Raw genomic sequence first — 23141 nt, forward strand, 5'->3', positions numbered from 1 at the left:
ACTAGTCTTGGCTTTTTTCAACTGTAATCATTCTCTCGATAAAGTCCTCCCTGCCAGCCTTTTTCGCAAACACCTTTACTAAATAAGTCCCTGATGACGGGGTCTGCTCCTTCGGAATGATTTTACGAAGCAGCCCCTTTTTAACATTTGTCTCCGAGTCTAAAAAACCGACAAAACGATAACTCTCCGGGTTAAAAAGTGCAATGCCAAACTCCTCTGCTCCGCCCGGCAGGTACACCTCATAGCGGTATTCCCCCGGCCTGTCGCCATACGCAAAATCAAAGCCCATCACCCGTGGATATCCCGGCTCCTCAAGTACATACAGATAAGGAATTTGAATCAGCTCCGAACCAGCCTCGAGATGAATAAATCCATCATGGATCTTCCTTTTAAACACGTGCGGGTCAATTTGCAGTTCCACTGTCATCTCCCTCGACTCCCTCGGGGCAAGCGTAAATGATAAGGGAAACCGCCAGCTGACACCTTCAACCTGATGCGGAATCTGAAAAGAGTAGTGCACGGTCCGCTCACTTTTGTTTTCAATTTTTACGATCGCCTTATGGCTGTCGTTCTCCTCTGTATATTTTCCAAAGCGCAGGCTGCTTGGGGTAACCAGCGACTTAGTTTGAATGGCATCATCGACCTGAATGCGGCCGGCCCCCTGCTCATAGGTGCGGTACAGGGTATTGGGATTAGGTCCGATCGGCTTAGCCGTATTCATTAACGATGCCTTAATTTGGGCCGGCGTCCACTCCGGATGCGCCTGCTTAATTAACGCACAAGCCCCTGCCACGTGCGGTGCGGCCATACTCGTGCCTTGCAGCGATAAGTAACCGCCTGGTATCGTCGAGTTGATAGCCACCCCGGGAGCGACAATATCAGGCTTTATCTCCCAGGTCCCCGTGACAGGCCCCCGTGAGCTGAAGTCCGCGAGCCGGTCGCGCTCTTCGCTTATCAGAACCCTTGCCGCCACACTTTTTTCTTTTAATCCTTTTTGTAAAATCACTCCGTCACCCATAGCGAGTGCTCCGACTGGGATGGTCATCGGAGTATCGAGGTTTCCCATGAAGCTGCCGCTCAAGTTGTTATATATCAGTACGGCTTTTGCCCCTGCTTCATAGGCGTTCTTGGCTTTTTTGGTAAAAGTTATCGTCCCGCGTTTTATTAGCACCATTTTGCCCTGAACATGGTGAAGGTCCTCTTTTCGGCCTAATCCACCGTCAGCTAACTCAAGGGAGCGGTCCAGCCCCCAGTCTGCGGAGCCGTCCAAGGGCTGGATCCGGACGGGCTGCCGACTTCCTTCTATAATTAAGGAAGGAATTTTCATTGTAGGTGTTGAGGCGCCAACCGATATTGCTTTGGATGCGGTACCTGGGGAACCAACTGTCCACACGTTCGGTCCTGAATTACCGGATGCAGCGACCGCAACGATCCCTTTGTCGACGGCCCGGTTTAAGGCAAGGGAGATCGGCAGGTCAGGTCCGTTGATATCATTTCCGAGGGAAAGGTTCATAACATCCACTTTGTCTTTGATCGCTTGTTCAATGGCGGCGAGTACCTGCTCCGTCGTTCCGCCCCCGCCGGGCCCGAGCGCGCGGTAAGCCACAATTTTTGCCTCTGGGGCAACCCCTTTAACTTTCCCATTGGCGGCAATGATACCGGCGACATGGGTGCCATGGATGGTCGCTTTTCCGACGGCGAGGGTTTCCATTGGGTCTCTGTCATTGTCAACAAGGTCGTGGCCGCCAGCATAATTGCTTTTTAAATCAGGGTGGGTATAGTCTACTCCAGTATCAATAACCCCGACCGTGATTCCTTTGCCGGTAAGGCGTTGATTGTGGTGATCAAAGATTCGGCGCACTTCTTCCCCGCCGATAATTTTGACGCCTTCTTCTGATTCTGCCTGGTATTTAGCGACAGGCGATACGGTGAGGATACGCTGTTGTTGGCTTAGCCTCGCGATGGCCTCAGGGCTGCCTTCAATCGAAAAACCATCCAGTGCTTCCCGAAAAATCCGTCTTAATTTTACGTCTTTATAAGGGGTGATGATTTGCCTGATTTCTTGCTCGGATTGCGGCTGTTTTAGTACAACAATCGCTACTTGTGTGGATTTGGGTATGGGCGGGTGGATGAGTACGGTTGAGGTGGTTTGTAAGGTTAGCAGGATGGATAAAAGCCATTTCATTCATGGATTCCCCTTTTTCCTCTAGCGTTTTCTTTCAAAGGGGAAAGTATGCAATCGGAAGGGAGAAAGTATTGCGTTGTTCGTTTTTGCCCTGTGGATGGAAGGTGTAAGGAATGAAGCAAATTTTTAGCCACACCTCGTTGCTCTATTCGAAAAAACTCCTGAAATTCTTTGACTGTCAATGGCGCATTCATTAATAGAAAGTAGTCCCTTACTGTTTGGATATGGGCCTCTTTAGAGTATGACTTGCACCATGTGCAATACCAAGCGGCTGACACTCTTATCATTGGAATTGCTTTACAATTTGGACATTGAACGCCGGGAAGGATATCAGATTTTGGAATGTTATAGGTTTTGAGGATTTCAGGGTAGGATGGGACTCTTTCGGATAAGAGGTAATCGGTCAATTTATTTATTGCTTTGCCTTTTAGGGCGGGGCTTTGATATTTCGCAGCAATTTGCGCGACCTTTTCCTCTAGATTCTCCGCATATATCATGTGATCGAATATATGTTCATTTCCCAGATTGGTCTTTAGGATGGTTGAATTTCTGCTAAAGACAACTAAGTACTCGATTGGCATGGGGGGAATTTTATGCCTCACGTTCCAATTCATTAATTGTCTTTGATGTCGTTTAGCCTGTGTCAGCGGGTTGGGGATGCCTTCCTCGATATCCTTATACGTCCTAATGACGCCGTTTGTATTTTTATCAAAAAGCAATGTTCCCGTAATATTCTTGATTTCTAAAACCAAGCCAAACATCTGCGAAAGGATATAACTATCGATCTGGAAGATGTTTTTGTTTTTTAAACGAAGGTCATTGATAATGCGATACGGTTCATCTGGCAGGTAACTAAGATAATAATCAACATTTTTCTCCCCTGCATAGCCTGTTCTCCAATTTATCAGTTCTTTTTCAATATCCTTGTGTCTGGAATGCGATTTGATAATCCTCTGCAGCAGTGCCTCTCGCTGTAATAACGGGATTGGAATAGGTCTTTCATTTACAATCATCCGTTTTCCTCCTTTTTTAGCCATTAATACCTAGATTTTCTTCATTCTGGGCAAAATCCCTTCTACTTAATTTAGAACTCTTTGTGAAAGTTGTTTTTTGGGTGAATTTTTTAAGATTTGGAGTACAATTGGCCTGCTCTTTTAGTAAGCGTTTTTTGATTGGCTGATTTTTTGGAGGGATTGGCTTAACTTTGGGATACATTGGCCGATTTTATCGTTTATTGGCTCATTTTCCGCCAATATTGGCTATTTTTCCATTTATATCCAATAAAGCCCCACAAAAAAAGCCGAGCATCTCTGCTCGACTTGATTATTTTGTACCAAATAAACGGTCACCGGCATCGCCCAGGCCTGGAACGATATAGCCGTGGTCATTTAATTTCTCGTCTAATGCGGCGATATAAATATCCACATCCGGATGAGCTTCCTTTAGGGCCTCAACGCCTTCAGGTGCAGCGATTAAGCACATAAACTTGATATGTTTCGCCCCGCGCTTTTTCAAGGATTGGATTGCTTCTACAGCGGAACCGCCTGTTGCCAGCATTGGATCCACCACGATGAAATCACGCTCTTCTACATCGCTAGGAAGTTTAATGTAATATTCAACCGGCTTCAATGTTTTAGGGTCACGGTATAAGCCGACATGGCCAACCTTGGCTGCTGGGATTAACTTTAAGATCCCATCGACCATTCCGATTCCGGCACGGAGAATCGGTACGATGCCAATTTTTTTCCCGGAGAGAACTTTTGATTTTGCCGGACAGACTGGTGTCTCGATATCCATGTCCTCAAGTGACATATCTCTTGTAATTTCGAATGCCATCAGGGTTGCTACTTCATCAACAAGTTCACGAAATTCCTTTGTTCCTGTATGTTTATCACGTATGTAGGTAAGTTTGTGCTGGATAAGCGGGTGGTCGAAGACGTATACCTTTGCCACATTAATCGCCCCTTTATCTAAAATTAATCATCGCCTCATTTTACAGAAAAAAGACCCATAGAGCAACTATGTTCATCAAATGTAATGGATACAAAATAGCGTGAATTTTCCCTCTTTTATAACATACCCAAAAGCAAATCTATAAAGCTTTGTTTTTAGTCTTTCCCAGGGAAATGATTCGTATAGGCTCGTTTGGGGTTTTTTTAGATCTTGCGCCATAAAAAAAGGCCTTCATCTTTCAGATGAAGGCCAATTCTTAAAATTAATACTCTGGATATAGAGTGAATTTGTTTGTTAAAGCTTCAACGCGGCCACGTGCTTCAGCAAGCTTCGCTTCGTCTTCGTGGTTTTTCAATGTGAAGGCAATAATTGATGCGATTTCGTCCATGTCCGCTAAACCAAAGCCACGGCTAGTAACCGCCGCAGTGCCGATCCGGACTCCGCTCGTTACAAATGGGCTATTTTGGTCAAATGGAATCGTGTTTTTGTTAACGGTAATGCCGACTTCATCTAACACATGCTCTGCAATCTTACCTGTTAAGCCGAGGCTTGTTACATCAACCAATAGCAAATGATTGTCCGTACCGCCAGATACAAGTTTTAAGCCTTCTTTTTGCAGGCTCTCAGCCAAACGGTTGGCATTGGCGATAATATTGGCAGCATATTCTTTAAAGCTGTCCTGCAGTGCTTCACCGAAGGCAACTGCTTTCGCTGCGATTACATGCATAAGCGGGCCGCCTTGAATTCCAGGGAAGATGGACTTATCGATTTTCTTACCGAATTCCTCTTTGCAAAGGATCATCCCGCCGCGAGGTCCGCGTAGGGTTTTGTGTGTAGTAGTGGTAACAAAATCAGCATATGGTACTGGGTTTTGGTGTAAACCAGCTGCAACAAGACCTGCGATGTGTGCCATATCAACCATTAGGTAGGCACCGACTTCGTCAGCAATCTCACGGAACTTTGCAAAGTCAATTGCACGAGGGTACGCACTTGCGCCCGCAACAATTAGCTTTGGCTTGTGAGCAAGAGCTTTCTCACGTACATCATCATAATTGATGCGGTGAGTGGTTTCATCCACACCGTACTCCACGAAATTATATTGGATACCACTGAAGTTTACTGGGCTTCCGTGTGTTAAGTGGCCGCCATGAGAGAGGTTCATACCAAGAACTGTATCTCCCGCTTCGAGGATGGTGAAGTAAACTGCCATATTGGCTTGCGCCCCTGAATGCGGCTGAACGTTTACGTATTCTGCACCGAAAATTTCCTTAGCACGATTGCGGGCTAAGTCTTCCACTATGTCGACATATTCACAACCACCATAATAACGGCGGGATGGATAACCTTCTGCATACTTATTTGTTAGTACAGAACCTTGTGCTTCCATAACTGCTTCACTTACAAAGTTTTCTGAGGCAATTAATTCAATTTTTGAACGCTGACGTCCTAATTCTAGTTGAATCGCTTTAAAAACCTGTTCATCCGCTTGAGACAAATACTTCATCCTACATCCTCCTTTTATCTATAACACCATTAAAATTTAAAATTCGAAAATTCCTTCTTCATTCTAACACATCTTTCGGATTTTGCCACCATAAACTCTATAAAAATAGGAGAAAAGGTGTCTAACACCATTAATAACCGAACAATAGTGAAAATAACGGTAATGGTGACAGGCACCATTACCACTATGTGCAACTTGTGTTTTGGGTGTTTTTTTCGTAGACTGCACGGGTGCCGCCGATTAGTTTTGGACGGGCTTTTGCCAGGGTGACGAGGGCATGTCCAACGCTTTTTTGTTTGGTACGGACAGGAACGGCGACATGTTTTAGATGCATGCCGATTAACGTTTGACCAATGTCCATCCCGGCCTCTGCTTTAATGAATTCGACGACAACAGGATCGTCCAGATGGCCATAAGCATAGGTTGCCATCGCACCGCCTGCTGTACGAACAGGAACAACGGAAACCTCTTCATATCCTCGCTGATCCGCAGCAGAACGGTCCAGCACCAACGCCCGGTTTAAATGTTCACAGCATTGAAAGGCCAGCTGAATTCCCGTTTGATCCTGGAGATTTTTCAGCTGCCTGTAGATCATTTCGGCCACTTCGACCGTCCCCGAAGTGCCAATTCGTTCGCCGATTACTTCACTCGTGCTGCAGCCAACCACAAACAGCTGTCCTGGCTTTAGTGCAGCCTGTTCACGAAAGTCTGCTAAAATGGCTTCAAGCTCTTTTTCCCAATCTTGAATCATAAAACATACCCTTCTTTCAACCTTGCTTAGAGATGCGTTTTCTCATACTCCGTTATTTTCCCAATCCGGTTCGCATGGCGGCCGCCCTCGAATTCTCCAGTCAGCCATATCTCGGCGATATCGCGGGCCAGTCCTGGTCCAATGACGCGTTCGCCCATCGCCAGCATATTCGAATCATTATGGGCACGTGTCGCGCGGGCACTAAACGTATCATGAACAAGAGCACAGCGGATGCCTTTTACCTTATTAGCAGCAATGCTCATCCCAATCCCTGTTCCACAAATTAGAATGCCGCGGTCAAACTCACCGTTTGCTACCTTTTCTGCCACAGGCAATGCATAATCTGGAAAATCCACTGATGTTTCACAATCACAGCCAAAATCTACATATTCTATCTTTAATTCTTCCAATAAATTGGCGATTTCTTTACGTATATTCACACCGCCATGATCGGACGCTAATGCCACTTTCATCTAAAATCCTCCTAATTCTCTTATCGTAAAATTCAAAAAACTAAAGGTGGTGTCCTCCCCAACAAACAATCCTCGCTGCCATCTGGATCCTGCCTATCTTAAGGTAATCTGTTATCATTTTGACACACCGACTCAAAAATTTAAAGCAGAAACCTTCATGATCTGAAGCGATAAACTAAAAAAATAATAGCCCTCTTTTTCCTAAGAGAGCTCTACCTTGTCCATTCTTCATTTAGTTTTTTCAAAAAAGGTTGACACCATTCGCCATCCACTATGCTTTAAATTTTTCAATTGCCTTATCAATTAATTTTTCTAACTCGTGATAAGTCTCTTCATAGATCGCAAGGCTGCCGCCGTATGGATCGACCACATCTTGACTACCAGTTTCACCGGTATATTCTTTCAACGTAAATACCTTCATGACTACATTGGGAAACTGCTGCAGGATGGCAAATTTGTGAGAACTTGTCATGGTTAAAATAAGATCCGCCCACTCAACAGCTTCTGCCGTTAACAATTGTGAGCGATGCTGATGCGGCACCTGATTGTCATCCAGCACCCGCTTCGCATGAATGGACGCCTCACTGCCGTTTGCCGCATAAATTCCGGCCGACTTTACCTTCACATCCACGATATTTTTATTTTTTAAAATGGCTTCTGCCATCGGACTCCTGCATGTATTTCCTGTACAAACAAACAAAATATGACGCAACCTGAAACGCCCCCTTCGTTAAAATTTTACCCAGAATATGGTTAGATAAATCAAATGAATGAAGCCAAAGCAGGCATCCCGAATCAAAGCACTTTAAACCTGTCCCAGACGGTCCTGCCAATTCTAGTCTAGCATAACCTTGAAGGAGTTTTAAATGATTCATAGGTTCTATTGCCAAATATTTGCTAGAAGTTTTAAACCGAACCCAAGTAAAATCGTTCCTCCTAAGGCCTCGCTATACGTTCCCAGCCAGCCTTGAACCTTTCTGCCGAGCAAAAGTCCTGCCCAGGTTTGGATGGCCGCTATGATCCCAAAGCACAAAATTACCATGATCGTTTTTGCTCCATAGATCCCTAAAGTCAAACCAACCGAAAAACTATCCAGACTCACACTCAATGCAAATAACAGTAAGCCGAAGCCTACTGGTGTGATTACCTTCGCTTCTTCTTTCTTAAAGGTTGACCAAATCATTTGCAGACCGAGGACCATGAGAAGCAGCCCGCCAATGATCGTCGCAAAGACACCGAATTTTTCGGATAGAAATTTCCCTGCTATGAGACCTAAGAGCGGCATCCATACATGGAATAAGCCAATCATCAGGCCGATATAAAAAATTCTCCTCAGCCGCAGTTTGTACATTCCCATGCCAAGACCAACCGAGAAGGCATCCATCCCAAGTGCAAATGCCATTATTATTAATGTTAAAAGTTCACCAGCCATTTCTGACACTCCTCTACGCCTCCTTGGACTAACTATCCTAGCCTATGCACGTCCAATCGGAAATAGAAGTACGATTTGGCAATGGAATCCAAGGCATAAAAAATACCGAAGCTCCTGCAAGGAGTTCCGGTATTATTCAGTGATGAGCTTATGACCCGCTGCCTTTTCCAGGCGGTTCATGATGGCGTGCCCAACGCCTTCATTTGGGAAAATTTCGCTAAAAATAATATCTACTTGTCCCTGGTTGAAGCTGCGCAGCGTATCATAGAGAGAGGCTGCTACCGTATCAAGCTCGGCCCTTCTGCCACAGGATAGAACAAGATTAGCCTCATAGAAATGGTGATTTTCCTCCGTTGTCAACACACCCACCCGGAGTCCTTCCGCTTCCTTCTCTGTTACTAATGTTTGCAAAAATTCCTTCGGGCCTGCCACCATATAAAGCGGGGCATTTGGCGCATAATGCTGATATTTCATGCCAGGTGCCTTAGGACGCGCAGACTGGTCCTTTAAGGCCGAATCTTCCTCTACTATACCGACTACTTCTTCAAGCTGCTCTTTTGTGACGCCGCCCGGTCTTAGGATGACGGGTGTGGCAGCAGTACAATCAATCACAGTCGATTCCACGCCCACTCCTGTAGCTCCGCCGTCTACTACACCCGCAATTTTTCCCTTTAAATCATCTAATACATGTTCCGCTTTGGTCGGGCTCGGCTTTCCAGAACTGTTCGCACTAGGGGCGGCAATCGGCAGCCCGCAGGTTTTCAGCAGTGCCAGTGCGACGGGATGATCCGGCATCCGAACGGCAACAGTGTTGAGACCTGCAGTTGCCTTTTCAGAAAGAATGCCATCCTTCTTTTTAAAAATAATCGTCAACGGGCCCGGCCAAAAGGCATCCATCAGTTTTTCCGCCGTTTCAGGCACCTCTGTTACAAATCTACTAAGCTGTTTACGGTCGGCAATGTGAATAATTAACGGATTATCCCCTGGCCGTCCTTTCGCAGCGAAAATTTTGGCGACAGCCTCATCATTTTCGGCATTTCCACCCAGGCCGTAAACAGTCTCTGTTGGCAGGGCGACTACTTCATTTTTTCTCAAAAAATTGGCTGCATCCACAACCTGTGGATTATTTTCGAGATTATCCACATCTTTATCCACTTTCCAAACATCTGTGTTCATAGTTATCCACCTTTATTGATGACGAGACTTTTATCGAAATTTGGCGAATTTACACGGAAAAACTCCTATTTGTTCACCTTGTACGTTTGAAAGTATAAAAGAAGGTGGGTATAAATACAAGTTTTATCCACAAATTGTGTATAAGTTTGAGGAAAAAGTGGATAACTTTGTGGATTAATCCACAACTAGATAGAAAATTTTAAAAATAATGAGTTATCCACATTTAAAACGTGTCGAATGTGCTCAGAGTGATTAAATTCTGTGGGTAACGCTGCCTGTTCGATTTTTTGAAAGCCCATTAATTCGAAAAATGGCAAGGCTACCCTTTTATTTGTTGCCAAAAACAAGCTTTTCATCCCTTTTTCTTTTGCTAATTGGACCATTTGATCAAAGAGAACGAAGATTTCTTTATCGGCTTGTCCAGGTGAGACCACCAATGAGCGCAGCATGCCGTGTTCGTTAAACGCCTCCATGCCGAGAGAACCGCGGATTGTGCCGTCCGGGTTTTCTAGCAGGAGAAAGCAGTCAACGGTTTCTGCCGTTAGTCCTTCAGTCCCTAAGTTGGCTCTTGTCAGGAATTCTCGTAGATTTGCCAAATCTTCTTGATTAGCCTTGCGAATTATTGCCTGCATCCTATCCACCTCATTTAAAAGATTCTACTCTATTACTATGAAAAACTAGAGATAATAGAACGGATGGATGCGTAATTTTTATTAGAAAACTTACCGATTGCGGAGACCCCAGGGGTGGTGTTACGCTTAGACCTGAAAGGATAGTTATCCTTTCCTATCAGCGCACTAAAAAACCAGTCCAGGGCTGGACTGGTTTAGTTAAACATTTTCTCCCACATTTCCACTACAAAGAACTTTACCTTTACAGGTTCTTCATCTTTAGCAGTATATAGAGGAGCTTCTTTTTTTGCTGCCTTCTTGATCTTTTTCTCTTCTGCAGGCTTCTTTGTCATTTGTACTTCTTCTGTATGTTTTTCCTCGTCTTGTACTTCTGCTTCTGGCTTCTTTACTACCGGTTCATCTTCTACTAGTTTCTTTTCTACTACTTCTTCAACCGGTTTCTTTGCGATTTTTTTTTGGACTTGAACAACTTCTTTCACAGGTTCTTCTACTTCTTTTACTGTTTCAGTTTGTTCTTCTTCCACGGCTGCAGGAGCAGAGGTGACGGCTGCCACATCTGTTTTAGCATCCTCCTGTTTCTTTTTACTAATGGTTTCTGCTTTTGCCACATGCTTTTCCTCAAAACCATCGCTCACAGCAACTCCATTTGAAAAATCAAGGAAGCATAATGGCGGGTATAGGACACACCACCAGTTCGCTCCTTCCCCTTTGCCTAACGTTATCAAAATGGCTTGATATTCACCGGCTGGATATAGATACTGGCCATATAATTTAGTTGGAAATTGAACTTTTCCAAATTCCACCTTAACCGACTGATTGGAGCCTTGTTCACGAACTACTTTTTCGGCAATATCTTGAATTTCAGGAAGCTTGCCATTAATGACTTTCCTTGCTTCATTCATGGAAGTTAAATCCTGTACCCAAAGAGTGATTTGGGCATTGACCGCATCGCGCACCTTGCGCTTGATCGCCTGGTCTTCTTCAAAATCACTGTTTGCCAAAATTCTAAGGCGAATGGCTTCCCCTGGAATGACAATCGATTCCTTTGCCGCTGCTTCAGTCTTTGGCATATATAAATTCAACATTGTTCCCAATGATAAAATCACTAAGTATCCCCAAACGATTAGTTTGCTTCTCATCATCTCTAGCCAACCCCTTTGCCCTTCGATAGTTTCATTTTGGACAAAGAATAAGAATCTTAAACTAGTAAATTTGAAAAACTCTATTAAATTGGGGAGGGCTCTGAAAAAGTTCTCTACATGTAAGTTGTGTATCAAGGTGGTCTGTTGATCCACTCCGGGCGGCTTCGCTTTCTGCGGGCGTGCCTTCCGCTCCAATCAACAGAGTTCTATTACTTAGTCTAAATATAAAAAGGATGTTAAACCCGGCCAGAGGTTAACATCCTTTAATTTCGGCAAAAACCATCCGATCCCTGCCATTTATATCATTAACAATTTCGACATTCACTTTTGGAAAGGTATTTCGAAACATCTCTGCTACCGCTTCTCCCTGCCCCAGCCCAATTTCAAAACAAACGAGGGCAGTTGGCGCCAGAACCTGCGGCAGCTCCGTCATAAAACTGCGGTAAAAATCCAAGCCATCATCACCAGCAAACAGGGCGCGATGCGGCTCATGCTCTGTTACCACGTCAGACATGGTATCCATATCGGCGAGTGGAATATAAGGCGGATTCGATACCACCACATCCAGTTTCTCACCGTTTTCTATAAACGGCTGGAGTAAATCCCCCTGAATAAACCTGACATCCGCTCCAAGTCTCACAGCATTCTCCCGCGCCACCGCCAGCGACCCCTCCGCAATATCAGTAGCCGCTACCTTAATGGTGCCTGTCACCTTTTGTAACGTCTCCGCATTGTTATCAGTGCCTGTCACCATTTTTACCTTTTGCACTGCTGCAAGCTGGAATTCCAGCTTTAGTGTGATGGCAATGGCGCCGCTGCCTGTGCCGATATCGGCTAAGCGGATTTCCTGGTGGTTGTTGAAGGTCTCTTTCATACGCTGGAGTGTTCCATAGACGAGTTCTTCAGTTTCCGGCCGTGGGATGAGGACCTCTTCGTTAACCATGAAAGTCCGGCCATAAAATTCTTCAGAACCAATTAAGTATTGGACCGGCACACTCTCTTCTACATGCTCACGCACCGCTTTTTCAAACGCCTCCCAGACACTTGGCTCTAAATCCTCCCGCATGTTGGCAAACAACTGCGCCCTTGACATTCCCGCAAAATGGCGCAGCAATAGTTCGCCGGCGTTCTCATCACGACCTGCTTCAACTAAAAAAGAAGAAGCCCATTTTAGGGCCTCGAATACTTTTTTACTCATTAGCTGCCTCTTCTAGTCTTTTTGCCTGTTCATCCATAATCAAGGCATCAATGATTTCATCCAGCTTACCTTCTACAATTTGGTCTAATTTTTGAAGCGTTAAACCAATACGGTGGTCGGTTACCCGATTTTGCGGGAAGTTGTACGTACGGATCCGTTCAGAACGGTCACCCGTTCCGACTGCGGATTTACGAACCTGGTCGTACTCAGCCTGTGCTTCCTGCTGGAATTTATCATAAACACGTGCACGTAATACTTTCATCGCTTTATCCCGGTTTTTATGCTGGGATTTTTCATCCTGGATGGAAACCATAATTCCAGTTGGAAGGTGAGTCAAACGAACGGCTGACATCGTCGTATTAACGGATTGTCCGCCGGCGCCGCTTGAGGCAAACGTATCAAAACGGATATCTTTTTCATGAATTTCATATTCAAATTCTTCCGCTTCCGGCAAACAAACAACCGTTGCCGTAGATGTGTGAATCCGGCCGCCAGATTCAGTTTCCGGAACACGCTGTACGCGGTGGGCACCGCTCTCAAACTTCAATTTGGAGTATGCACCTTGACCATTAATCATAAAACTAATTTCTTTGTAACCGCCCAGGCCTGTTGGGCTGGCATCAATAAGATCCGTTTTCCAGCCTTGAGCTTCTGCATACCGGCTGTACATCCGATAAAGGGTACCAGCAAACAAAGCTGCTTCATCTCCACCTGCTGCACCACGGATTTCAAAGATAACGTTTTTGTCATCGTTTGGATCCTTTGGAACAAGAAGGATTTTCATTTTGGCTTCAAGCTCTTCAATTTGGGCCTCAAGCTCATTAACTTCTTCCTTCACCATTTCACGCATTTCAGCGTCAAGCTTCTCCTCAAGCATGGCCTTTGCATCTTGAAGCTGCTCACGAGCCTCTTTATACTGGCGGTAGGTTTGTACGGTTTCTTGTATATCAGATTGTTCTTTTGAATATTCGCGTAGTTTTTTTGAATCATTAATAATTTCTGGATCACTTAAAAGTTCGTTCAACTTTTCATAGCGATCTTCCACGGATTGAAGACGATCAAACACAGTTCATTCACCTCGAGTTTTAGTCCATAACATTCTAATTATAGTATAGGTGAAAACCTCCGTCAAAACCAAATTGAGGGAGAAATTTTTTATTTAGGTCAAGCCCCTTTTTTTTCATACAAAAAAACATGCCCTAAATCAGAGCATGTTACCTGCGGTCTTCCTGGACTCGCACTTCAATATTATAACGCGGGAGCGCATTAACCAGCTTACGATGAAGGCGTGCCTCTGCATCGTTTCTAGTTTTATCAGAGAACATTCCTTTTTTATAAACAGTTACCCACATGCGGTCACCGTTAATCCATACGGAGTCGGTTCTAAACTCGTTTGTATCAGCAATCACTTGTTTTGCTTTATTGATATCGTTGCCGTGATTGGTCGCACCAGCTTCACCACCGCTGCCCGTGTGCTTCAGATCAAGGAAGTTTGGGTTTTGGTTGGTGATATCGTCTTCAACCTTGTGCTGCTTATTTTTGCCGCGGTCAGCTGTGGAATCTACATTATTGCCACGGATGTTCATTTGGTTAGAGTTATTTTTGCTAACGTTTTTGACATTATCATCCGAACCAAGGTAAGCTCCCTTACAGCCGCCCAATAGAAACATACACATGATACTTACGAGAGAAATCCATTTTTTCAACTTTGATCCACCTCCCTTTACTATCATGCCCTGCTCTGATTATTTTGAGCGAGAAAAATCTTTCCAAGGGCAGGGTTCGTAAGAGGATACAACGGAGATTCTGCTTGTTTTAAAGGTAATTCCAGCAAACTCGGGACGTAATTCCGCTTGTTTCACCTAGAATTCCGCCAATTTTATTCATATTTCCGCCAAATCCAGCGAAGATTCCGCCTAAGCCTCATTTAATACCATCAACCACCACAAACCAGTATCCCAACCGAATCCAAGACACAAAAAACTGCCTGAGAAATCAACTCTCAGACAGTGTTAACGGTGACAGGCACCGATTATTATTTTTTCACATTACTAACCACGTTTTCGGTGACAGGCACCATCGAAGGCACCACCGATTAGCGTGCTGGTATGGGTGATGTTTTTGGGACTTCGTGGTGGTGGCGGCAGCGCGGCTCGTACGCTTCTGCGGCACCTACCAATATCACTGGGTCATGGTAGGATGCTGGACGGCCGTCAATCAAACGCTGTGTTCGGCTAGATGGTGAACCACAGACCGTACAAACGGCCTGAAGCTTTGTTACCGACTCCGCTACCGCCATCAAGGCCGGCATCTGACCAAACGGCTCACCGCGAAAATCCATATCAAGGCCGGCGCAGATCACACGGTGACCGCTGTCAGCCAGCTGCTGAACAACCCGGACAATCCCTTCATCAAAAAACTGAACTTCATCTATCGCAATAATATCAATATCAGCCTCTACATGATGCAGAATCTCAATTGAATGGGAAATTGGCTTCGCATGAAAAGAAGTACCATTATGGGAAACTACAGACTGCTCACTGTAGCGATTATCAATTTTCGGCTTAAATACAGCTATATTTTGTTTTGCAAACTGAGCCCGTCTAACACGACGAATCAATTCCTCTGATTTTCCAGAAAACATACTGCCACAGATAACCTCAACCCATCCGCTTTGTTTCATTAAGTACATAAACGGTGTCTCCTTCCTATAACGAACCCTGTTACGACTATATTGTCTATTTTAAGCTGAATTCTCAACTATATTTAAGTATTTTTCCTGCATATCTATGTGAATACTCTAATTTTTTTCAATAAAAAACAGGCAAGCCATAGGTCCTCTTGCCTGTTCTTGAGTAGTTATTGTTGTTGTGACTTAAGGCCGTATTTTTTGTTGAAACGATCAACACGTCCGCCGGCTTCAGCGAATTTTTGACGACCAGTATAGAATGGATGACATTCTGAACAAGTTTCAACACGGATCTCATTCTTAACTGAACCAGTTTCAAACGTATTACCGCATGCACAAGTCACCTTTACCATTTTATAATTAGGATGAATTCCTGCTTTCATTTCTTTTCATCTCCTTCCGCCCTGAATCATTCGAAACAGAGTTATATAAATGCCTGTCTTTTTAAAAACAAGCATGAAATACTTCAAACACACTGCACCCATTATAACAAGGGTAACCTAATTTTGCAAGTTGGGATTTTTTTGAAAATCAAAGTTAATTTAGGCTGTTGAACACCGCTGCAGTCGCTCGCGTTCCACGGGCGTGCCGGGGAGCCTTAACCAGGCTAGTCCCACAGATAAGGTGCTACGATCTTCTACTCTTTAACTCTTCCCCTAATTGAGCAAAAAACTCTTCATTGGACTTTGTCTGGCGTAATTTTTTCAAGAAACGCTCGGCAAAATCTGGTGAATCTGACATCGATTTGCGAATCGCCCATAATTTATCCAAATGATCCTTTGGAATCAGAAGCTCTTCCTTTCGCGTACCAGAGCGGCGAATATCAAGCGCAGGGAAAATACGGCGCTCCGCCAGCTGACGGTCAAGATGCAGTTCCATATTACCAGTTCCCTTGAATTCCTCATAAATGACATCATCCATCCGTGAACCGGTGTCCACAAGTGCCGTAGCAAGAATCGTTAAGCTGCCGCCCTCTTCAATATTTCGGGCCGCCCCGAAGAAACGCTTCGGACGATGGAACGCTGCCGGGTCAATACCACCAGATAACGTACGTCCACTTGGCGGGATGACTAGGTTATAAGCACGTGCTAAACGCGTAATACTATCCATCAAAATGACAACATCACGCTTGTGCTCTACCAAACGCATCGCTCGGTCAAGTACGAGTTCAGCGACTTTGATATGGTTCTCAGGCACTTCATCAAACGTCGAGCTGACCACATCGCCTGCGACAGAACGTTCAATATCGGTTACCTCTTCCGGACGTTCATCGATTAACAGTACAATTAACTCAACATCTGGATGATTGGTAGTCACACTGTTAGCAATTTCCTTTAACAGCATCGTTTTACCAGCCTTTGGAGGAGCAACGATCAGACCACGCTGACCAAAACCGACCGGTGCCACTACATCCATAATCCTCGTTGACAAATGTTTAGGTGTAGTTTCTAGCTTCATTTGACGATTTGGATAAAGCGGAGTTAAGGCAGGGAAGTAGACACGTTCTTTCGCCGACTCTGGATCTTCTCCATTGACGGCTTCTACATGAAGTAAGCCATAATAGCGCTCGTTTTCTTTTGGAGGTCGAACCTTACCGGACACCTTGTCTCCATTCCGTAGATCAAAACGGCGGATTTGGGAAGCGGAAATATAAATATCCTCTGAGCTTGGCGAATAATTGATTGGCCGTAAAAACCCGAAACCTTCTGATTGAATAATCTCGAGTACGCCTTCCATGAAGAAAAAGCCCTGCTGTTCAGCGCGAGATTTTAAGATTGCAAAAATAAGTTCTTTTTTCGTTAATTTGCTGTAATAGGTAACCTTATATTCGCGAGCAAGCTCATAAAGTTCCTTCAGCTTCATATTTTCTAAACTTGAAATTGTTAATTCCATTTGTACACCACTCTTTAAAATTTTTCCAGCAAATCCGCCTTATGAGCGAGAGATTGTCCAGGTTTGATAATAATTAGATTTTAGAGGAATTGAAATAGAAGTAGAAAAAGAAATGAATAGGTTTGCAGAATACATGCATAATAAAAACAATTACTATTTTACCCTCTGAACAAAAAATTAATCAACTAAAAATTATTAATCCCAATATTGGTAAATATTTCATACCATTGTTAACTAAATGAAGAGACTAGATGCAATCAATCCAGCCTCTTCCACTGTGCTTATAGTGTTAACGGTGCCTGTCACCATTACCAAAGCGTAAAAACTATTTTATGTGTTTTTAAGGTGTTCCAGTTCTTCTTTCGTCAGTGCTTCGCGCCATACAGTAGCACCGAGACCATTTAGTTTTTCTTCTAAATTACTATAGCCACGGTCAATATGCTCAAGACCAGTTACTTCCGTTATCCCTTCGGCGAGCAGGCCGGCAATCACAAGAGCTGCTCCGGCACGCAGATCGCTTGCCTTCACTTTCGCCCCTTGCAGCTGTACAGGACCGTTGATGATCGCGGAACGTCCTTCCACCTTGATATTCGCGTTCATTCTTCTAAGTTCATCAATATGTTTAAAACGGGCACCATAAATGGTATCAGTAACCACGCTAGAGCCTGAGGCTTTTGTTAATAGAGTCGTAAATGGCTGCTGAAGATCCGTTGGAAATCCAGGGTAAACAAGTGTTTTGATATCAACCGCTTTCAAACTTGCTGAACCGTCCACAAACACTTGATCATCACTAGTCTCAACTCGAACACCCATCTCACGGAGCTTTGCAATCAAAGATTCTAAATGCTGCGGGATGACGTTATCCACCAATACTCCTTCACCGGCAGCAGCTCCTAGAATCATATAGGTTCCTGCCTCAATCCGGTCTGGAATAATGGTGTGACGGCAGCCATGCAGGGTTTCAACCCCATCAATCCGAATCACATCGGTTCCGGCCCCTTTAATTTTTGCACCCATATTAGTTAACAATGTAGCCACGTCAATAATTTCCGGTTCTTTTGCGGCATTTTCGATGATGGTCCGTCCTTTAGCACGTACGGCTGCCAGCATAATATTAATCGTCGCCCCTACACTGACTACATCCAAGTAAATCCGAGCACCGCGAAGTTCATCCGCACGCAAATAAATGGCACCTTGTTCGTTCGTTATTTGAGCGCCCAGTGCTTCAAAGCCCTTAATATGCTGGTCAATCGGTCTTGGGCCAAGATAACAGCCGCCCGGCAGGCCAATAACCGCCTTTTTAAACCGCCCAAGCATGGCTCCCATTAAATAATAGGATGCACGAAGCTTTTTAACCTTTCCATTTGGCAGCGGCATTGAAATCATCGTTGAAGGGTCAACCGTCATTTCCTCATCAGTCATCGAGACTTTCCCGCCGATTTCCTCGAGCAAATCCTTTAAGATTTCCACATCCGAAATGTGCGGTAAACCTTCGATTGTTACGGGTGATTCTGCTAAAATCGTAGCCGGAATTAAGGCAACGGCACTATTTTTCGCTCCACTGATGCGAACTGTTCCTTTTAACGGATAACCGCCCGCAATTTTAAGTTTTTCCATTAATTGACTCCCTTCTAAAGCCCACAAAGGTGCGTGAATGGTTGTCAGTACGGGACTTTCATTCTAGACCCCAGCACGCTGAAGTGTGCAAAAGACTTCAAACGTGCTGGACCTTATTTAAAAAGACCACTGGTACCCAGCGAGGCTATAGGTATATTTTTCCAACACAAAAAGTCAAATTCCGACAGCTTGTCTATCATTAGTTTACACGAAAATCCGAATTTCATGTATTTATAATAAAAAAAATTATGGCATTTTGTCCAGCAGCTGTGAAAGTCTGTTTTGATTTGAAAAATAGAGGGAGTGTTCCCAATGGAACGTTTTGGCGTTTGTGCGGTTTTTTCAGTACTTAAGAACCCTTCAATCCCTTTCTGTTAAAGGGTTGGGACAAAGCTTTTATTCTTTGTAAATATGTCGACTAAATTTTCAGAATTCTTATCCTAAACATAAACCGCCCTCAGGAAGGACGGCTTTCAGTTTTATTATAGTTTCGCTTAATCTTAAGCTTTGCCTGCTGAACCGAATTCACGGATTTTGCCAACAACAGTTGCTTTGATGGCGTCGCGAGCTGGTCCTAAGTATTTACGTGGATCATATTCCTCTGGTTTTGCCGCTAATACTTCACGAACTGTTTTCGCAGAGGCAATTTGGTTTTCAGTGTTTACGTTAATTTTTGCAGTTCCAAGAGAAACAGAACGCTGGATGTCCTTTGTTGGGATTCCAGTACCGCCGTGTAATACTAATGGCATGCCAGTTAGATTACCGATTTCTTCCATTTCTTTGAAACCAAGGTTTGGTTCACCTTTGTAAGGACCGTGAACAGAACCTAATGCAGGAGCTAAGCAATCGATACCTGTACGTTTTACAAGCTCGACACACTCGTTAGCATCAGCATAGATAATGCTTCCAGAAACGTCGTCTTCTTGTCCGCCGACTGTTCCAAGTTCAGCTTCAACAGAAACACCTTTTGAATGAGCGTAATCTACTACCTTTTTAGTAATTTCAACGTTCTCTTCAAATGCGTGGTGTGAAGCGTCAATCATAACAGATGTAAAACCTGCATCGATTGCTTCTTTACATTTTTCAAAGCTTGAACCGTGGTCAAGGTGAATAGCTACAGGAACAGTTACTTTTAAATCTTCCAATAAGCCTTCTACCATTTTTACAACCGTTTTGAATCCGGACATATAACGAGCAGCACCTTCAGATACACCAAGGATTACGGGTGCATTCTCTTCTTGTGCCGCTTGAAGGATCGCTTGCGTAAATTCTAAGTTATTTAAGTTGAATTGACCTACAGCATAGCCTTCCGCTTTCGCTTTGTTAAGCATGTCTTTCATTGATACTAAAGGCATTTCTCTTCCTCCTTAAATTAGGTTGAATATCATTTTAAACATGGCCTACCATAAAAGGTTTTCCCTTCGATTTGCCAATTATGTATAAATCAAAAATGATATACAGCCGGTTAAAGTCATATGTATCATATCAAAAGAAAGGAGGAAATGCCATCATTCGAGCATGTTTTTTGAAACTGTCACATTGTAAGCGCACCCATTGGTAAATCTATATTTTAAGCATACTTTTTATCTTTTAATTTGTTTTTTGCGGTATATGTTTGCGGACTGCCGCACGAATATCGTCAATATCGAATGGCTTTGCAAAATGGGTTAGAGCACCAAGGTCTTTGGCTTCTTGAATCATGTCCAATTCACCATAGGCGGTCATGATGATGACGCGAATCTCTGGATCGATAACTTTCATTCGTTTTAAAATTTCAATACCGTCCATACCCGGAATTTTCATATCCAAAAGGACAAGATCCGGCTGATGATTTGTCACAATCTCAAGGGCTTGGACTCCATTTGCAGCCTGAAATGTTTGATACCCTTCTTTTTGGAACACTTCATTCAGCAAGATACGAATGCCAAATTGATCGTCGACAATTAAAATCTTCTCTTTCATAAACTCCACCTCTTCCTTGATTAGTATTTATCTTTTACTTGTTATATTTCTACCTCTGGAAATAAATATCCTGCTTAAAGTTTCGCATTTATTTGTTATTTTACAATTGTTTTTGGTTACGCTGGAAAAAGCTTATAATAGATAGCGTACAAGGAGGGTTACTATGTTAAAAATGTTTACAACCCAGTTAACGGGTATTTTTAAAAAAATCGCAGAAAAAGAAGAATTTTCGTTTGAAGATGGGGCCCGCTTACTGGCCCAAGCACCAGCAGGTGACGGTTCCATTTATATATGGGGTGCCGAAGAAATGAAAGCAGTGGAATTTGAAGCGGTCTATGGTGCTGAACCCTTACGTAGTGCCAAATCTTTGACTGAGACCGATCTAGATAGGATCACAGATGCCGACCGTGTCCTCCTATTTACACGATTGGCTAACGATGTTCCTGCAGTTGAGCTGGCAAAACGTTTGCGTGAGAAGATGATACCTTTTGTCGCTATTTCGACCGTGTTGGAATCTAGCGAGGAGGATTTATCCCAGTTAGCAGATGTTCATATCGATTTGCAATTAAAAAAGGGGCTGCTTCCCGATGATGTCGGAAATCGCTATGGTTATCCAGCTGCCATGGCAGCATTATTTGTCTATCATGGATTAAAATTTACGATTGATGAGATTTTAGCGGAATATGAAGAGTAGAAATGGGGCCTTGGTGGGCCCTATTTTTTTGATTGGCTGATTTTAGTGGGTGATTGGCTCATTTTCCGTGTTGATTGGCCATTTTTTCGACAGCAATGGCTGATTTTGGCGCACCATTGGCTCATTTTCCAGCAAGATTGGCCGTTTTCCCATTTAACGCCAAAAATAAAGACCAGTCCTCAAACAAGGAACTGGCCATAAAACAAAATTATTTTTGAATCGAAGCTTTAATAAAGTCGCGGAACAACGGCTGCGGGCGCGTTGGTCTTGAAACAAACTCTGGATGGAACTGGGACGCCACAAACCATGGATGGTCCTTCAACTCAATAATTTCCACTAACCGGCCGTCAGGGCTTGTCCCCGAGAAAGTAAATCCGGCAGCTTCCATTTCTTGACGATAGAAATTGTTAAATTCATAACGGTGACGGTGGCGCTCATATACCACTTCATCTTCATAAGCTTCAAACGCTTTTGTCCCTTCCACAAGCCGGCAAGGATAAAGACCTAAACGTAAAGTTCCGCCCAAATCTTCGACATCCTTCTGCTCTGGAAGAAGGTCAATAATCGGATGTTTCGTTTCAGGCAGGAATTCTGCTGAATGTGCATCAGCATAACCCAATACGTTGCGGGCATACTCAATAGTTGCCAGCTGCATACCTAAACAGATACCAAGGAATGGCTTTTTCTGCTCACGAGCATAACGGGTTGCTTCAATTTTCCCTTCAATCCCACGGTCGCCAAATCCGCCTGGCACAAGGACGCCATCGACATCGCTAAGAAGTTCTGCTACATTTTCACGCGTAACATCTTCAGAATTAATCCACTTAATTTCTACATCTGTATCAAATGCGTAACCGGCATGCTTCATTGCTTCCACAACCGAAATGTAGGCATCCTGAAGTTCAACATATTTACCAACAAGACCGATGCGGACTTTACCAGAAAGGTTTAGAACCCGATCTACAAGTGCTGTCCACTCCGTCATTTCTGCAGCTTGGGTATTTAATTCCAAGTGATCGCAGACAATTTGGTCCATGTTTTGATCTTGTAAGGCAAGTGGAATGGAATAAAGGGTATCTGCATCGCGGCATTCGATGACCGCTTTCGCATCAATATCACAGAACAAAGCAAGTTTATCCTTCATATCCTGCGAAACAGGGAACTCCGTTCTTACGACAATAATATTTGGCTGAATTCCAAGGCTGCGCAGTTCCTTCACGCTATGCTGGGTCGGCTTCGTCTTCATTTCACCGGCTGCCTTTATGTACGGAATCAGCGTACAGTGAATGTACATCACATTTTTGCTGCCAATGTCACTTTTAATTTGACGAATTGCCTCTAGGAATGGCAGTGATTCAATATCCCCAACCGTTCCGCCAATTTCAGTAATGACGACATCTGCATTGGTTTCTTTGCCAGCGCGGAAGCAGCGTTCTTTGATTTCGTTCGTAATATGTGGAATAACCTGAACGGTTGCTCCTAAATAATCGCCGCGGCGCTCTTTTCTTAGGACAGTTGAATAAATTTTCCCTGTTGTTACGTTTGAGTACTTGTTTAGATTAATGTCGATAAAGCGCTCGTAGTGGCCAAGGTCCAAATCCGTTTCCGCACCATCGTCAGTTACGAAAACTTCCCCATGCTGATAAGGGCTCATGGTTCCTGGGTCCACGTTAATGTACGGATCAAACTTCTGGATCGTTACATTCAAACCTCGATTTTTCAATAAACGCCCTAAAGAAGCAGCGGTAATCCCTTTTCCAAGTGATGACACCACACCACCGGTAACAAAAATATACTTTGTCATAAAATAGTCCTCCTCCATAACAGTTTGTGCATTATT

Annotated in this window: 22 protein-coding genes; 1 reads left to right on the forward strand and 21 read right to left on the reverse strand. The window is 43.9% G+C overall.

Annotated features, from left to right (window positions below; all coding sequences use genetic code 11):
• Window position 1: 1 nt before the first annotated feature.
• The 20 genes from V7266_RS11480 to V7266_RS11575 form a co-directional block, all read right to left on the reverse strand.
• Complete coding sequence (locus V7266_RS11480; RefSeq protein WP_335468021.1) at window positions 2–2185, reverse strand: S8 family serine peptidase; 2184 nt, start codon at window positions 2183–2185, stop codon at window positions 2–4.
• On the reverse strand, window positions 2182–3198 hold the full coding sequence (locus tag V7266_RS11485) for a nuclease-related domain-containing protein (protein WP_335468022.1): 1017 nt from the start codon (window positions 3196–3198) through the stop codon (window positions 2182–2184). Before V7266_RS11485 ends, V7266_RS11480 begins: the two co-directional genes overlap by 4 nt.
• Before the next feature lie 310 nt (window positions 3199–3508).
• Window positions 3509–4138, reverse strand: a complete 630-nt coding sequence (upp, locus tag V7266_RS11490) for a uracil phosphoribosyltransferase (RefSeq protein WP_335468023.1) — start codon at window positions 4136–4138, stop codon at window positions 3509–3511.
• A gap of 262 nt (window positions 4139–4400) precedes the next feature.
• Window positions 4401–5642 (reverse strand): serine hydroxymethyltransferase, encoded by a 1242-nt coding sequence (gene glyA / locus V7266_RS11495; protein ID WP_335468024.1) that lies wholly within the window; start codon window positions 5640–5642, stop codon window positions 4401–4403.
• Between the two features lie 184 nt (window positions 5643–5826).
• Window positions 5827–6393 carry a TIGR01440 family protein gene (locus V7266_RS11500; protein ID WP_335468025.1) on the reverse strand — a complete coding sequence of 189 codons (567 nt, stop codon included), beginning with the start codon at window positions 6391–6393 and terminating at the stop codon, window positions 5827–5829.
• Between the two features lie 26 nt (window positions 6394–6419).
• Window positions 6420–6866, reverse strand: a complete 447-nt coding sequence (rpiB, locus tag V7266_RS11505; RefSeq protein WP_335468026.1) for a ribose 5-phosphate isomerase B — start codon at window positions 6864–6866, stop codon at window positions 6420–6422.
• 271 nt (window positions 6867–7137) lie between these two features.
• Entirely contained in the window at window positions 7138–7578 is a 441-nt protein-coding gene (locus tag V7266_RS11510) for a low molecular weight protein arginine phosphatase (RefSeq protein WP_335468027.1), read from the reverse strand.
• Window positions 7579–7746: 168 nt separating this feature from the next.
• On the reverse strand, window positions 7747–8307 hold the full coding sequence (locus tag V7266_RS11515) for a manganese efflux pump MntP (protein WP_335468028.1): 561 nt from the start codon (window positions 8305–8307) through the stop codon (window positions 7747–7749).
• 123 nt (window positions 8308–8430) lie between these two features.
• A complete protein-coding gene (locus V7266_RS11520; protein WP_335468029.1) occupies window positions 8431–9474 on the reverse strand; it encodes an L-threonylcarbamoyladenylate synthase in 1044 nt (347 codons plus the stop codon).
• 185 nt (window positions 9475–9659) lie between these two features.
• A complete protein-coding gene (locus tag V7266_RS11525; protein ID WP_335468030.1) occupies window positions 9660–10106 on the reverse strand; it encodes a GNAT family N-acetyltransferase in 447 nt (148 codons plus the stop codon).
• A gap of 194 nt (window positions 10107–10300) precedes the next feature.
• On the reverse strand, window positions 10301–11245 hold the full coding sequence (spoIIR, locus tag V7266_RS11530) for a stage II sporulation protein R (protein WP_335468129.1): 945 nt from the start codon (window positions 11243–11245) through the stop codon (window positions 10301–10303).
• A gap of 256 nt (window positions 11246–11501) precedes the next feature.
• Window positions 11502–12446 carry a peptide chain release factor N(5)-glutamine methyltransferase gene (prmC, locus tag V7266_RS11535; RefSeq protein ID WP_335468031.1) on the reverse strand — a complete coding sequence of 315 codons (945 nt, stop codon included), beginning with the start codon at window positions 12444–12446 and terminating at the stop codon, window positions 11502–11504.
• Entirely contained in the window at window positions 12439–13512 is a 1074-nt protein-coding gene (gene prfA, locus V7266_RS11540) for a peptide chain release factor 1 (protein WP_335468032.1), read from the reverse strand. Before prfA ends, prmC begins: the two co-directional genes overlap by 8 nt.
• 148 nt (window positions 13513–13660) lie before the next feature.
• A complete protein-coding gene (locus V7266_RS11545) occupies window positions 13661–14179 on the reverse strand; it encodes a hypothetical protein (RefSeq protein ID WP_335468033.1) in 519 nt (172 codons plus the stop codon).
• 362 nt (window positions 14180–14541) lie between these two features.
• Complete coding sequence (locus tag V7266_RS11550) at window positions 14542–15138, reverse strand: thymidine kinase (protein ID WP_335468034.1); 597 nt, start codon at window positions 15136–15138, stop codon at window positions 14542–14544.
• 167 nt (window positions 15139–15305) lie between these two features.
• Window positions 15306–15518, reverse strand: coding sequence for a 50S ribosomal protein L31 (gene rpmE / locus V7266_RS11555; RefSeq protein ID WP_160724203.1), 213 nt, complete (start codon window positions 15516–15518; stop codon window positions 15306–15308).
• 244 nt (window positions 15519–15762) lie between these two features.
• Window positions 15763–17028 (reverse strand): transcription termination factor Rho, encoded by a 1266-nt coding sequence (gene rho / locus V7266_RS11560; protein ID WP_335468035.1) that lies wholly within the window; start codon window positions 17026–17028, stop codon window positions 15763–15765.
• Window positions 17029–17358: 330 nt separating this feature from the next.
• The gene (locus V7266_RS11565) at window positions 17359–18645 is read right to left on the reverse strand and encodes a UDP-N-acetylglucosamine 1-carboxyvinyltransferase (RefSeq protein WP_335468036.1); all 1287 of its coding nucleotides are present in this window, start codon (window positions 18643–18645) and stop codon (window positions 17359–17361) included.
• A 500-nt stretch (window positions 18646–19145) separates the two neighbouring features.
• Window positions 19146–20000 (reverse strand): class II fructose-bisphosphate aldolase, encoded by an 855-nt coding sequence (locus tag V7266_RS11570; RefSeq protein ID WP_335468037.1) that lies wholly within the window; start codon window positions 19998–20000, stop codon window positions 19146–19148.
• Window positions 20001–20235: 235 nt separating this feature from the next.
• Window positions 20236–20607, reverse strand: coding sequence for a response regulator (locus V7266_RS11575; RefSeq protein ID WP_335468038.1), 372 nt, complete (start codon window positions 20605–20607; stop codon window positions 20236–20238).
• 163 nt (window positions 20608–20770) lie between these two features.
• Here V7266_RS11575 and V7266_RS11580 point away from each other — a divergent pair, with 163 nt between their 5' ends.
• Window positions 20771–21301, forward strand: a complete 531-nt coding sequence (locus V7266_RS11580; RefSeq protein WP_335468039.1) for a DUF2529 domain-containing protein — start codon at window positions 20771–20773, stop codon at window positions 21299–21301.
• Between the two features lie 208 nt (window positions 21302–21509).
• Here V7266_RS11580 and V7266_RS11585 read toward each other — a convergent pair whose 3' ends face one another.
• A complete protein-coding gene (locus V7266_RS11585) occupies window positions 21510–23105 on the reverse strand; it encodes a CTP synthase (RefSeq protein WP_335468040.1) in 1596 nt (531 codons plus the stop codon).
• Between the last annotated feature and the right edge of the window lie 36 nt (window positions 23106–23141).

It is taken from the genome of Neobacillus drentensis, assembly GCF_036965645.1.
GTDB classification, from domain to species: Bacteria; Bacillota; Bacilli; order Bacillales; family Cytobacillaceae; genus Neobacillus; species Neobacillus drentensis_D.